This is a genomic window from Lentisphaera profundi (genome assembly GCF_028728065.1).
Lineage (GTDB): Bacteria > Verrucomicrobiota > Lentisphaeria > Lentisphaerales > Lentisphaeraceae > Lentisphaera > Lentisphaera profundi.
Window position 1 is genome coordinate 1,743,883 of the sequence record NZ_CP117811.1, and the last position, 14,960, is coordinate 1,758,842.

At 38.8% G+C, this 14,960-nt stretch carries 10 protein-coding genes; 5 read left to right on the forward strand and 5 right to left on the reverse strand.

Annotation, left to right across the window (positions count from 1 at the left end):
- The first annotated feature begins 8 nt into the window (after window positions 1–8).
- Entirely contained in the window at window positions 9–2,171 is a 2,163-nt protein-coding gene (locus PQO03_RS06870) for a right-handed parallel beta-helix repeat-containing protein (RefSeq protein ID WP_274148992.1), read from the forward strand.
- Between the two features lie 1,068 nt (window positions 2,172–3,239).
- Here PQO03_RS06870 and PQO03_RS06875 read toward each other — a convergent pair.
- Complete coding sequence (locus PQO03_RS06875; protein ID WP_274148993.1) at window positions 3,240–4,049, reverse strand: DUF1559 family PulG-like putative transporter; 810 nt, start codon at window positions 4,047–4,049, stop codon at window positions 3,240–3,242.
- Between the two features lie 213 nt (window positions 4,050–4,262).
- On the opposite strand from PQO03_RS06875, the gene PQO03_RS06880 reads away from it, so the two are divergent.
- Window positions 4,263–6,320 (forward strand): serine/threonine-protein kinase, encoded by a 2,058-nt coding sequence (locus PQO03_RS06880; RefSeq protein ID WP_274148995.1) that lies wholly within the window; start codon window positions 4,263–4,265, stop codon window positions 6,318–6,320.
- Here the strand turns inward: PQO03_RS06880 and PQO03_RS06885 are convergent.
- A complete protein-coding gene (locus PQO03_RS06885; RefSeq protein ID WP_274148996.1) occupies window positions 6,317–6,925 on the reverse strand; it encodes an RNA polymerase sigma factor in 609 nt (202 codons plus the stop codon). The two genes, PQO03_RS06880 and PQO03_RS06885, sit on opposite strands and share 4 nt — an antisense overlap.
- 115 nt (window positions 6,926–7,040) lie before the next feature.
- On the reverse strand, window positions 7,041–9,851 hold the full coding sequence (ppdK, locus tag PQO03_RS06890; protein ID WP_420792855.1) for a pyruvate, phosphate dikinase: 2,811 nt from the start codon (window positions 9,849–9,851) through the stop codon (window positions 7,041–7,043).
- 471 nt (window positions 9,852–10,322) lie between these two features.
- On the opposite strand from ppdK, the gene PQO03_RS06895 reads away from it, so the two are divergent.
- From PQO03_RS06895 to PQO03_RS06905, 3 genes are all read left to right on the forward strand, one after another.
- Window positions 10,323–10,772 (forward strand): hypothetical protein, encoded by a 450-nt coding sequence (locus PQO03_RS06895; RefSeq protein ID WP_274149000.1) that lies wholly within the window; start codon window positions 10,323–10,325, stop codon window positions 10,770–10,772.
- A 72-nt stretch (window positions 10,773–10,844) separates the two neighbouring features.
- Window positions 10,845–11,405 carry a hypothetical protein gene (locus PQO03_RS06900; protein WP_274149001.1) on the forward strand — a complete coding sequence of 187 codons (561 nt, stop codon included), beginning with the start codon at window positions 10,845–10,847 and terminating at the stop codon, window positions 11,403–11,405.
- A gap of 21 nt (window positions 11,406–11,426) precedes the next feature.
- Window positions 11,427–12,410: a 2-hydroxyacid dehydrogenase gene (locus PQO03_RS06905; protein ID WP_274149003.1), complete on the forward strand. Its 984-nt coding sequence runs from the start codon at window positions 11,427–11,429 to the stop codon at window positions 12,408–12,410.
- Here the strand turns inward: PQO03_RS06905 and mgrA are convergent, their stop codons facing one another.
- Both mgrA and fucP read right to left on the reverse strand, forming a co-directional pair.
- A complete protein-coding gene (mgrA, locus tag PQO03_RS06910) occupies window positions 12,411–13,397 on the reverse strand; it encodes an L-glyceraldehyde 3-phosphate reductase (protein ID WP_274149005.1) in 987 nt (328 codons plus the stop codon).
- Window positions 13,398–13,528: 131 nt separating this feature from the next.
- Window positions 13,529–14,854: an L-fucose:H+ symporter permease gene (gene fucP / locus PQO03_RS06915; RefSeq protein ID WP_274149007.1), complete on the reverse strand. Its 1,326-nt coding sequence runs from the start codon at window positions 14,852–14,854 to the stop codon at window positions 13,529–13,531.
- Window positions 14,855–14,960: the final 106 nt, after the last annotated feature.

The window sequence follows — 14,960 nt, forward strand, 5'->3', positions numbered from 1 at the left end:
GTATTATCATGAATAAAATTTTCTATCTCCTCATTTTCTGTACTTGCTTGATACAAGCTAAAGAAATCCATGCATATCCAAATAATATCAAGTCAAATTTACGTGTAGCCCATCAACAATGGCAAAAACTACGACAAGATAAGTATTCAGGTACTATTGAAATTATTCTTCATCCCGGAATTCATCGATTAAGTGAAACACTGATTTTTAATGAAATTGGAGCTGAATCCAAAACTATAATACGTTCAAAAAATAGCGCGCCTGCAATTATTAGTGGTTCACGAAAAATTGAGGATTGGCAGCAGACAAAACTGAAAAACGGCAAGATTTGGTCCGCATCAGTTCCATGGGCGAAGGATACACATTTTTTCCATGTCTTATTTAAAAATGACAAAATGCTCAAACGCTCAAGTTCTGAAATGATTGAACTCAGCAATGATGCACCGAGTCGTTTTTATTGCAATACTCTTCAAAGTCGTTTAGAATTTAATAATCATCCAGAAATCACCGCACTTAAGAATTTTGATGACGTCGAATTATTTGGTCAACCAACTCGAAAATGGTTAGTCAATTACTTGCCTATTGAATCAATCAAAAAGGATAAAACTACACTGAAAATACCTGCTACCTACATCATGAGTGGCGAATGGAAGATCGAGAATTCTTTAGAATATCTAGATACTCCTGGTGAATGGTGCCTCAATAATGGTACTCTCTATTATTGGCCTGAAGCTACTAAACCAAAGGATATCTTTGCCCCTTACCTAGATGAACTCATCCGCGTGGCCGGTCAAAGTGATGCTTCTCTAAAAGGAGAGAAGGAAAAACCGGCTTCCAATTTCATCTTCCAAAACCTTACTTTCACCCATGCTGATAGACAAAGTTGGAGCAAAGATGACATCGGCCTTCAACACGACTGGAATATGTGGGACAAAGCCAATGGCTTATTACGTTTTCGCAGTGCAAAAAATTGCGAAGTTCGCAAATGTAATTTTATTAATTCAGGAAGCGATGGCATCCGTTTAGACCTTTTTTGTCAAAATATAAAAATCCACGATAATTACTTTAGTAAATTGGGTGGCACTGGCATACTGCTTGCAGGTTATGGGCCAGGCAAAAAAGACGTCAATCACCACAATGAAATAGTAAATAATACACTGACTGATATTGGCACCCTCTTCTGGCATTCGCCAGGCATCTTTATTTGGCAAAGTGGTCATAACCTCATTGCCAAAAACCACATTTATGATCAGGGCTATAGCGGTATTATTGTCGCCGGTGTGAGGAGACGTTTTTTTGAACAAAAATTCCCTAAAGATCAAAGAACAGATAAGAATCCCTTTAAGTTTTGGCAATTCCCAAAAGGCACACGTGAACATCTGCCCTCGATTCGTTGGGCGGAAATCAAAAATATTAAAGACCCTTTAGACTGGAAGCTTTATGAACCCTACATGCATGCTCGCCATAATGTGATTGAGTTTAACGAAGTACACGACTGTATGAAAAGGCTTCACGATGGTAATGGCATCTACCTTTCCGCTCATGGCAATGAAAACTTAGTTCGTTATAACCTGGTCTATAATCACCCCAAAGGATCTATGATCCGGACTGATGATGATTCTCATCAGTCACTCTTAAGCTTTAATGTCTTATTAGGTACTACTGCTAAAGATGGACTTTGTATGAAAGGTCAAAACACATTTGAAAATAATTTCTTTTTTAATACGCGCTTCACTACAGGTATGGCAGGAAATAAAGCTGAATACACTTCAAACTTTAGAAAAAACATCTTCTACTCCACAGGAGATATTAATCATTTCCACTATAAAACTTTTATGATGGGTCCTATGCTCAACGATAATATTTATTATTCTCCAAATACTGAGAATGCACGCAAATTCCTTCGTGACGTTCAAACTCTAGGACAAGATAGTCGCAGCCTAGTTGCTGACCCGCAATTTACTGAACTTGATACTGGAGACCTCTCTTTCCTTCCTGATTCACCTGCTCATAAAATGGGCATCAGAGGATTGAACAAAGAACAATTCCTCAACATTGGTACGAGTCAGGACCCATGGCTCAAACGTAAACAATCTCAACTTCCGATTAAGTGGAATGATATGCAAGGGGATTATTATTACTATATCAATAAGATAAAACGCATTCACTGAGACTTTTGATAAACAGGCTGCTAACTCAGCCTTTCTTTAAGCATTACTCAATTAGCTTTGATGCACTCCATACGAAAAAGGGACTCCTAATGAAGGACACTTAAGGGGTTATAGTGGGTTTTTGCGAAGCTAGTCCGCCCGCCGGAGGCGCTCCGCCCGCCGGAGGGTACTGCCACACAGGCGGAGAAAAACATATGGGGCTTCGCACCAGTCGCCGGGTCAAGGGCTGGCAAGTCCTTGGTGGGAGTATGAGGGACTCGTCCCTCATTTAGTCAAACTTGGGGCTCCGCCCCAGTATAAATACCTCCGGTGGCCGAGGAGCCCTCGGGGCCCTACTAAAAAAGGTAGTAGCACGTATAAAGACCCTTAAGTTCCCGCCCGCGGTGGCTCTCCTAATGAGTGGGAACTTAAGGGTTTTTAAGATGAAGTTGGGCTCTGCCCAATACCCGCGTAAGGATGCGAAGCACCCTTAAGAATCCCAACGCTTGTCGCTACGCTCCTACACTTAAATCTTAGCAGAAATGAGTACCGTACTATATTCAATTCATACTTAATCCATCCGCCTGGTCAAGGAGTGGCAGCTCCTTGCAGGGTTTGGGGCAGAGCCCCATACATAATTAATAAAATAAGCTTAAGTTTTTTTTAAGCTCATCTTTAAGGGGTTTAATCGGATGAATCTGATGGCTGCTGTGCTGTATGCAATGCATTTCTCAATCATGAAAAACTTTCTACATGGCATACCTTCGGTACTTATATTTATCTTATTCAAGCACCATGGACTTCATTTCATGCTTCATCGACTTAACTCTAAAAATACATGGGTTCATTATTTTCTGCCATCGTATGCTCTCACACGAGCAGCATTTTACTTTTATTTTTCTACTCGAGTAGGCTTAAACACCTACGATATAAGCTATTTATGAATTTCTCTTTGGAGCTCAGAAAAACGAGGAAATGATAAGTCTCCAAACTTTAGTTTTTGAGCTATATGTTTACTCACTTCTTTTGCAATTTCCCATGAGCCTCTACGTGTAAAATGGACATTAATGGGGCTTTGTAATAAACAAGCTACTTTCCACAGTCCCACAATGTATTCCGTGTGTCTGTAGATGACCATGGATCTGAACCTGAGCCCTGGTAAGTCGCTGGGTAATAAATGTAACTCACATGACCGTCGACAAATAAATAATTACTTTTCCAAAGATCATGACTCCAATAAGACTTATCTCCCTGCTTGGCATGAATATTTTCAACTGCCATTACTGCTCTGGATTGATGGCCTGTACTATTATTATCATATGGATTCTCTGCCATTGCAATGCTTTCACTCGCTTGATTTACATCTGTGTACGAACGTGAATAAACCTTATCCGCATCTGTCTCCCAAGGGTTACTCGTCATCCCACGTCCGGCCCATGAAGTAAATGTATAAAGTTGATTGAGTGAATACGAACGAGATATTTTATCTAACGCACTGACTTCTCCCCTCGCATCAGAGGGACAACGATAGAGCTGACTGCCACTAGCCTGCTCACTATCCACATCAAAACCCCAAATTGATTTGTCTACATCACTTAAGTTACGGCTATCGTAGTCACTTAGCTTATCGTCCCACGACCATGCATAATCAACTTGAGTGGAAATGTTATGTGAGACGGGATAGTAGCCCTCATTATCCTCTAAATACATAAAAATAACAGTGGCGATTTGTTTTTGATTATTCGTGCATTGAGTTCGCTTTGCAGACGCTCTTGCTTTTGCGAGCACGGGTAAAAGAAATGATGATAGGATACCCACTATGGCAATCACCACCAATAACTCAATAAGTGAAAAGGAGGCTGTTTTTTGCGGTCTTCTATTCAAAATGATTTTAGTCATAATTTATATATCCTTGTTATTATATAAATAGAGAAGCGAAGAGAAATCAAGCTTGTTACAAAAAACATTGCTTTCATTAATGATAAATCTATTTATCATTAAAATGAAGACTTTATAACAAATTTATTTATAAAACATTTAGCTATTAATTTTATTTCAGCATAGGTCTCGTATTATAGTTTATATGTTTGAACTAGAAGCGAGTGCCTTAGAATGAACAAGAATGAGATTACCAACAATAATTTTTCGAAAATTTTTGATGAAGCCAATTCTCTTCTTGTTGATGAAGCCGAAACTCCCATTATTGATTCAATAAAAAATGAAGCTGATCGCTATTCACAACTACAAGAACATGCAGTCGGTGGTCACAAAATTATCTACAAATGTCACGATGAATACACCGATCGTTTTGTTGCCCTCGCCTTATTAAAAGACTCTTGTGATCATAAAAAAGAAGAACTTTTCCTCCGTGAAGGAAGAATCAATTCTCTCCTACAGCACCCGAATATCATCCCTGTTTACGACATGGGTTTTAGAAACAACTCGCCTTTTTTTACGATGAAGTTCATCCAGGGGCAAACTCTGGGAAGCCTCATTAAGAATTTAGCCATGGCTAATCAAGAAACGTGTCAGCGAAATGAACTCATTGATATCTTCTTAAAAGTATGTGATGCCATTGCCTACTGTCACTCAAATGGCATTGCCCACCTAGATTTAAAACCTGACAACATCTGTATTGATGAATATGGTGAAGTCTATGTCTGTGACTGGGGGCTTGCCATAGTACTAGATGATAGTGCCTACCGCGACGATGCCTTTTCAGATTTAGATAAATACTCACTCAATTCAATTCATCAGGAAAACCAAACTATAGATGGTTACCTTAAAGGTACGCCAGGCTATATGGCTCCCGAACAAACTCCCTTGATGAAGGAAAATAAAGGAAGGCACAGTGATATATTTTCCTTAGGAGCCATGCTCTACACTATCTTAACATTAAAGAAACCATTCCCAGCCGATTCTATAGAGCTTATTTTACAAAAAACTGTGCAAGGTGATTTCACATACCCCTCCACTTTAATTAAAAATTTACCGGCTCAACTAGAACTCATTTGCCTCAAAGCTTTACAGGTTCCACTTGATCAACGTTACGCGTCTGTGGAGGATTTTAAAAATGATATATTGGCTTTTCGCAATGGCTTTGCCATCTCAGCAGAAAAAAATTCCAACCTAAAAATCGTTAGTCTTTTAATCAAACGTAACAAAGCTTTGGTCATTAGTTTATTTTTAGCTTTGGTCATTATCAGCACATCAACTTTTCTCTTCACTGTGAACTTAAAAAAATCTAAAAACACCGCGATTGCCCTCGCCGAAAAGTTCCGCCAAAAGACTCAAGAAAGTGATCTTCGCGGTTCCTTACTTGCTAAGAAAATTTTTGCTGATGCCAAGATACAATTCCAAAATGATCAATTTTATCAAGCCTTAGAACTTGTCAATTATTCATTGGAATTAAATCCGAATAATAGTCTTGCCAAGGAATTAAAAGGACTGCTTTGTTTTATTACGGAAGATTACCCAACTGCCTTAAGTTCCTTATCTCCTTTAAGTAAAAAAGATCATTTCAGTCAGTTCATCTTAGACTATTTAAGTGAAAATCAGGCGCCAAAATCTATCGAAGACTTTTATAAGCTGACGACTAAAGTCAATGAGGAATTCGGTATTTCGAATACTTTGAGTTCTGATTTATTACACCATAAAATCTACTCAAAGCTAACTTATCAAGAAAGACTCCAGCTTGCATCACTCTTGCTTGCTCTATCCAACGCAGACAATGAAATATCACTTAACTATGATGCTCCCACAAAATACCTGAGCCTAGCTAATAACCCCACACTAGTCCAGCCTTATATGTTACAAAATTTTCCTGCTCAAAAAGCCGATTTTTCGAATACATCGATCGTGAATTTTATCACTTTCCGCTCGATGCCTTTACTGAGCTTAAATGTCAGCTCAACTCAAATAGCGGATCTAGAGAGCCTCTCGAATACATCACTTCGTGAACTCTATATTGCCCATACAAAAATCCGGGATTTGAGTCCTTTGCGAAATTCTACCTTACAAGTTTTGGATATTCGTGGTTTAGAGATACTGGATTACCGAAGCTTATTTTCCATGCAACAACTTAAAACACTAATCACTTCGCCTGGTCAAATTGACCTTAAACTCAAAAAGAAACTCAACTGGCGCATAAAAATAATCGAAAAAGATTAATGACAATCTAATTCCTTGTTTAAGCGGGTGATTTCTTTGATCAAAGCATTTCGCGCTCGTTGTTTGTACACACGAACCGAGCTAGAGGCTATCCCTATACGGCTTTCGATTTCTTCATCAGCAATATCCTGCATTGCCAGTTCAAAAACAGACCTTATTTTATCTGACAATTCATTTTTAATATTCTCATAAGCTTTTTCGGCAATAAAGACTTTCCATTCTTTTTCAGCAATTTTTTCAATTTCTGGCTCAGTCACACGACTCATACTTTGAAAATCTTCTTCATATTGCACTTCTTTCTTGGCATTATTACCTGCTTTTGATTTGAGGTAATCTTTCACAATATTACAGGTCACTAAACTTAACCATGTACGAAAACGACATTTATTGGGCCTGTATTCAAATTTGGGAAGATCTTTCCAAAGCTTTAATAAAACATTTTGCAGCAGGTCCTCATTAAGCTCATTTTTTAAATTAAAATTGCGTATAATGACATAAATATAATTTTTATAGGTCTCAACAAAATCTTCCCAACAATGCTCATCTTCGTGATTTGTTTGAATTCGTTGAATTAAAGTCAACCTAGTTGAGTAATCTTTCTTCAATGACACGCTCCTCTAAATCTTAAATAATATTATATTTACTACTATATAAAAAGGCCCTATTGAATACAATTCAACAGGGCCTTTTTAATAAATTAAACTGCGTTTAAAATATTATTTATTCTACTTCTTCAGCTCGAATAGCAGAAAGTGCTGCACTTAAACGCGCCACTGGTACACGGAAAGGAGAACAACTCACATAGTCCAAGCCATTTCTGTGGAAAAAGTCGATAGAGGCTGGATCGCCACCATGCTCACCACAAATACCAATCTTGAGATCTTTAGAAGTACTTCTACCGCCTTTTACACCTAACTGAACCAATTTACCTACACCACTTTGATCTAAAGTTTGGAATGGGTCATCAGGGTAAACTTCAAAATTACCCGTTCCAGTTAATGGATCACTTACACCATTTTTGTATGTCGGTAAAAAGTGATTCGCATCATCTCTAGAAATCCCTAGAGTTGTTTGAGTCAAATCATTTGTCCCGAAAGAGAAGAAGTCTGCGTGTTTCGCAATTTCATCTGCCTGGAGGGCAGCTCTAGGCAGTTCAATCATTGTACCAACTGAATAGCTCACCTTTTGACCGAGTTCTGCAAATAAATCTTGCGCAACTTTATCAATTAAAGTACGTTGGTGAATCAATTCATTTTCATGCATAATGATCGGCACCATAATCTCGGGCTTACAAGGGATGTATGCGCTATTGAGTTCTAAGGCAGCTTCCAGAATAGCTCTAACTTGAACTCGAGTGAGTTCAGGTTTCAAGATCCCCAAGCGGCAACCTCGAAAGCCCAGCATTGGATTATGCTCTTCCATATCACCCAAGCTCGCCCTTAATTCTGCATCAGTAATTTTCAAAGCTTTTGCAGTCTTTGCTGTATCGGCATCACCATGAGGCATAAATTCATGCATGGGTGGATCGAGTAAGCGAACTGTTGCAGGACGTCCATTGAGAGTTTGAAAAAGAGCCGTAAAATCTTCTTTCAAAAAATGCTCAATATTACTGAGTGCTAAAGTTTTGATTTGCTCATCTTTAGCCAGCATCACTTGACGTAGTAATAAGAGTTTATCATCAGAGCCAAACATGTGTTCAACACGTGTTAAACCCACGCCTTCAGCACCAAGGCTAAGGGCTATCTTTAAATCTCTTGAAGTATCTGCATTTGTACGGATTTTAAGACGACGATATTTATCTGCCCAAGTCATTATTGTTTGGTACTGCTTACATATTTCAGATTCATTTGGATCAATGACTCCATCAATAATCCCTTGAATAACCTCAGAAGCAGAAGTTTCGATCTTACAAAAGAAGACTTCACCAGTACTACCATCAAGAGAGATGGCGTCACCTTCTTTTATTTTCTTATCTCCAATAGAGATCTCACCAGTACTTTCCTTCACTTTTAATGCTGCGAGGCCACAAACACAAGGCTTACCAAACTGTCGTGCTACAACGGCTGCATGAGAAGTCGCTCCACCACGTACGGTTAAAACGCCTTCTGCGGCCATCATACCACCAAAATCAGCAGGAGAGGTATCATTACGAACCAGTACACATGGCACACCGAGTTGCTTGTACTCTATGGCTTTTGCAGATGTAAGTGCTAAGACTCCAGATGCCGCACCTGGCCCAGCATTTAAACCTTTACCCACCATTTCACTCGCCGCATTAGCTTTATCTTCCAAATTGAAAATAGGAGATAACATTTGTTCAATAGAACTTGGTTCGATACGAGCTAAAGCTGTTTTCTCATCAACTAAGCCCTCTTCTACCATTTCTACTGCCATCCTTACTTGAGCAAAGCCACTGCGTTTACCATTGCGAGTTTGTAAGATGTAAAGTTTTTCTTCTTCTACAGTGAACTCAACATCTTGCATATCAGCATAATGTTTTTCGAGCTTCTCAAAAACATCTGTGAGCTCCACATAAGTTTTAGGCATGGTTTCTTCCATAGATTGACCATCTAAACACTTTTGTGCTGCACTTTCTTTACTGATGGGCAATGGCGTACGAACTCCTGCTACTACATCTTCGCCTTGAGCATTAATGAGGTATTCACCAAAATAAGTCTTATCACCAGTAGATGGATTACGAGTAAAAGCCACACCTGTAGCAGAACTTGCACCTTTGTTACCAAAGACCATTGCTTGAACATTAACTGCTGTGCCCCAACTTGCAGGAATGTTTTGAATTTTGCGATAAAGAACCGCGCGCTCAGTATTCCAAGAATCAAAAACTGCTTCGATGGCAGATCTCAATTGTATTTTGGGATCTTGAGGGAATTCATCACCACTTAGTTCAGTATATAATTTTTTAAGCTCAAGACATAATTCTTTTAAGTCTTCCACACTTAATCCAGTATCTTCAGATACGCCTGCTTTGCTCTTGGCTGCATCAATGAGTTCCTCAAAAGCTTCGGCATCCATGCCTTTAACAACTTCAGAGTACATCACAATAAAGCGACGATAAGAATCATAAGCCATACGAGCATTATTTGTCTTATTCGCTAAGCCAATAACGGCAATATCGGTTAATCCTAAATTTAACACGGTATCCATCATACCTGGCATACTTACTCGTGCGCCAGATCGAACAGAAACTAATAAGGGATTTTCTAAAGACCCGAATTCAGTTGCTGTCTGTTGTTCCATTAAGGTAATAGCTTCGTCTACTTCTATCATCAATGCATCAGCCAACTGTTGTTGATTGTCATTGTAGTGAGTACACATGCTTGTGGGGATAGTGAAACCAGGAGGAACCGGGATGCCAATAGATGACATTTCAGCAAGGTTTGCACCTTTGCCGCCCAATAAGTTTCTCATGCTTGCATTACCATCATTTTGCACTTTACCGAAATGGTACACTCTGAATGGATTGATTTCAGTTTCGGTCCCTGTTGTATTTGTTAAGACCTGCGTTTTCATCATTTTTTCCTTGTTTGGGGTATCGTTCTGATACGCTTTTAAATCATTGCTGATTTAATTTTGTTGTGTGGCGAGAAATCAACTTGATTTCTAAATAGCCAGTTTTGCTTGTGGCAAATTCTCTTAGACTCATCTTTTTTTCCGTGTCATGGTTTATGACACAAGAGTCGTGTTATAATATTTTAAAAGTTGCTTTTTTATAATTTCTCATCTCTTCATTAATTTTTTATTTATGACATAGATAACCGAGACTTAGCCCTAGCCGTTACACCTACATGAAAAAAAAATGGTTTTTAATTTCTTTATGCTAAGAAATCCTTAAAACTTCATTAGAATACTTATTTTATCTCAGTCCTCTAATGACTGCAGCCTTTTATATGGATGCAGAAATAGAGCTAGACTTGTAATCCCCAAACTTTTTATTATTATAAAATCATAAAGGAAACAAGCTGAATTCAAAAAGGAGGAATTATGAAAGACGTTTTGAAATACACACTCATTAGCATCGCAGTATTTTTGATATTATCTGGCGCCTGTATTTATAAAATATATGATAGCCATCAAAATTTTCCAGAGTACGCTAAAAAGGATGTTTTACACAAAAAATATCAAGATTACTTAAGTCAAATTGACTCGCTAATGAAATCGAGTAGCTCACAATTAGATTTTGCGGCCAAGCTAGAAAAACTCGATCATCCCACAAATCTCATCTACCTTTGCCTCATCAAAGAAACTGACTTCAATAATCGTGATAATGATGAAATTGAAATCATTAAAAATTTCGAATCCGGGTCAAAAAGTACCTACACCAGCAATGGTACCGGCTACGGTCGTATTAATGGAGACGACATCGTCATTATTCGATATGACTTAAACGACTTTAAAGGCTTAAAAGAATGTTTGATTTACTTAAAACATTAACTTTAAAGTTTTTAATTATCTCGCCATGAGTCGATCACCGAGACAAGTTATACATCTATAGTAACTTATTGAATGAAAGTAAATATCCCCGTTAAAGCACGCTGCTCTCAGTGTTTCAAAGAAGATTCTCAGGAATATACCTATGAACAAATGGGGCCCAATATTAGTGTCCTCATCATCTTTATCATCGCCCTTTTCATGTATGGTATTTTTGGGTTTCTCAGCATCATTCTTTTATGCTTTGGCACACTGCTTTTCCGCAAGCGCAACCTCATTTTAATTTGCCATAAGTGCAAAAAAGCTCAAAGCCTAGATATGCACGATAAAAGCTTGCTGAATCAATTTATACAAAACAAGCATCACCAATTTCTCAGTTTAGATATGGACCAAGAATTAAGTCAAATGAACTTACACTCATTAGAATTTGACGAAGTCATTGCCAAGCAGTGGGACTGTACTTTTTGTGCTGAGGAAAACCCGGGGCATTTTCATATGTGCTGGAATTGTAGTAACATTAGACTTCCTCCAAGCATAGAAATGAAAGATGACTTATATGGCCCTAGTCCACAAACTATGCTCTCAAACCCCCTTAGTCCTAATGAAATAAGATTCGATAAAAATCATTTACAATAAGCCAAGTAAATAGGAGAAATTATGAAACTCGCACTTTTTAGTTCAAAGCCCTACGATGAAAAATACTTCAATCGCGAAAACAAATTTAATCATGAGATCACCTTTTTTTCTACTCGGCTCAATGAACAGACACTAAGTTTAGCCAAAGGCTACACAGCTGTTTGCGTCTTTGTTAATGATAAAATTGATCGCGCTATGATTGCGACTCTCGCAAAAAATGGAACGCAATTCATTGCACTTCGCTGTGCAGGATTTAATAATATTGATTTCGAGGCATGTAAAGAATTTGGGATAATTGTCTGCCGTGTCCCCGCTTATTCTCCCTATGCCGTCGCGGAACATACCGCTGCACTTATGCTGACTCTTAATAGGAGAATCACCCGCGCTTATAATCGCGTTAAGGAAGGGAACTTCTCTTTAGATGGGCTTCTTGGTTTCGATATACATGGGAAAACGATTGGCATCATTGGAACGGGACAGATTGGAGAATGTTTTGCTAATATTATGAATGGCTTCGGGACCCGCTTACTCTTTGTTGATCCCTTTGAAAGCTCCAAATGCCAAAGCATGGGTGAATACACTGATCTTGATACACTTTTTAAAGAATCTGATATCATAAGTTTACACTGCCCTCTAAGGCCCGAAACACATCATTTAATCAATGATGCGAGTATCGCAAAAATGAAAAACAAAGTCATGATACTGAATACTAGCCGCGGCGCCCTTATCGACACACATGCACTTATTAGGGGATTAAAACAATCACAACTGGGTTCTGTCGGCCTCGATGTTTACGAAGAAGAAGCCGAGCTCTTTTTTGAAGATTGTTCCGACACGATTATTCAAGACGATACTTTCATGAGGCTCACGACCTTTCCCAATGTCATTATCACTGGACACCAGGCATTTTTCACCTCTACCGCCTTATCTAATATTGCCGAAACTACTTTACAAAATTTAGATGATTTAGAGTTCGAGCGACTCTGCTTAAACTTAGTCGAATAATCACTTGAGGATTAAGTCTATTGCATCGAGTTCTTCATTCGTGAAATTCAAATTATTGAGACCCGCAACTGCATCTTCAATATGCTTCACTTTACTCGCACCCAAAATGACCGATGTCATTGCTGGCTGACGTAAAACCCAGGCTATTGCCATTTGAGATAAGTTCTGCCCTCTTGATTGAGCCAAGTCATTTAGTGCTTTGATTTTTGCTACATTCACCTCATTCACTAAGCTCGCATCTAGTGCGCCTGCACTCTTAGCTGCTCGTGAATCTGCTGGTATGCCATTTAAATACTTATCCGTCAACAGACCTTGAGCTAAAGAAGAAAAACTTATACATCCCATACCTTCTTCTTTGACCGCATTCAGTAAATCATCTTCAACCCAACGATCAAACATGCTATATGACGGCTGATGAATCAGGCAAGGCGTTCCCAGGTCTTTTAAGATAGCCGCGGCTTTCTTGGTGTTCTCTGCATCGTATGAGGATATACCTGCATAGAGTGCACGACCTGAGCGTACAATCGTATCTAATGCTCCCATTGTTTCTTCTAAGGGCGTCTCGGGATCAAAGCGATGAGAATAAAAAACATCGATATAATCTAAGCCCATACGTTTCAGGCTTTGATCACAGCTCGCTATCATATATTTACGTGAACCCCATTCTCCGTAGGGACCGGGCCACATATCGTAACCGGCTTTTGACGAAATAATCATCTCATCTCGATACGCGCCCATGCCTTCACTCAAAATTTTGCCAAAGTTACTTTCTGCACTTCCTGCTGGAGGGCCATAATTATTCGCTAAATCAAAATGTGTTATCCCTAAATCAAAAGCTCGCTGAGACATGGCTTTGGCATTCTCATAATTATCTATACCACCCCAATTATGCCATAAGCCCAAGGAAACGGCGGGTAATTTGAGCCCACTTTTTCCACAGCGATTATAGATCATACTCTCATAACGATTTTCATTAGCTAAATACATGTTCACTCCTTAAAAATTAAACTAGGATCATAATGGCTTACATCTATTTTATAGCAAATCTTATGACGCTAAACAAAAAAAGGCCCCTCAGATATAATCCGAGAGGCCTCTAAGACATACTAAGAAAGTCTTTAGTCGTGGATAATCCCCACTTCTTCTTCTTTCTTATGAGCAATCACACCATAAATCGCAACTAGAATGAAACTTGCGAAAGGCATGAGGTAACAGTTGTTAACACCCATTGTATCAATAAGCATACCTTGGATTGGTACGAGTACTGCACCACCAACGATAGACATGATAATACCAGATCCACCAAGTTTACGGTCATTATCATCAAGACCAGTAAGACCAAGACCATATATAGTTGGGAAACAAAGTGACATACAAGCTGAGATAGCTACGAGTGCATATCCGCCAATAGGTCCGCCAACCCAAATAACAACACCACAAAGAATTGCCGCTATTGCTGTAATGATTGTAAGGAGACGTGCAGGATCAATAAACTTCATTAGGAATGTACAGATAAAGCGAGAAATAGTAAAAAGAATAAGTCCTACAATCATGTAATTGGATGCATCTTTCGGCTCTGTATATGCATCGTTATTAGTGATGACATAGTCAATTGTATAAGTCCAAACACCAATTTGGCACCCAACATAGAAAAACTGTGCAACAACTGCCATTACATAATTTTTATTCTTAAAGAGACGACCCACAGTAGGACCAAAAGCATGTTCTGGTTTATGATCATCTTCGGCTTCTCCGCCTTTAGGGAATTTTTTAATCAAGATGATAATACCAAGAATTAAGCTGACTAAACCGATAATTGCATAGGCTATTACGACGTTTGAAAGTTCTTTACCTTGAATCTCAGCAAGTTTTGCTGGAGCCTCTGTTGCCATGGCCGTACGCTCATCTTCAGTTATTTTTGCGAGTCCACCAAGAATAAGTTCTTTACCTAAGAATAATCCCGCAAGAGAACCGATCGGGTTAAATGATTGTGCAAGGTTAATACGACGAGTTGCGGATTCATCTGGACCCATGGAAATTACATAAGGAGCTACACAAGTTTCTAGAGTTGCACAACCTGCTGCAAAAACATAAAATGCGATGAGGAAGAATGTGAAGCTAGACGCTTGACTGGCAGGGTAACAAAGTGCGGCACCACCGGCATAAATAAATAAGCCCGCAACTACACCCGTTTTATAGGAGAATTTTTTAATAATGAACGCTGCTGGCAAAGCCATACAGAAATACGCACCGTAGAAAGCCATCTGAATCATAGACGAATGCAATTGTGTCATGCTCATCACACGCTTAAAAGCAGGAACCAACATATCGGTCATATTATTGGCTGCACCCCATAGTGCAAATGGAATTGTAAGAAGGAGGAAACAAATCCCCATTCCTTTAAACACTAAGGCGTTATCGCCCGTTTTAGTCGTATCTGACATAAACCCGTCCTATTATATATTTATATTGACATTTTAATCAAAGGCACTTTTCGTCAAATCCTTTAACTCAAGTACTTTTAGTAGCGGATAGTTTAAACGGATTGCC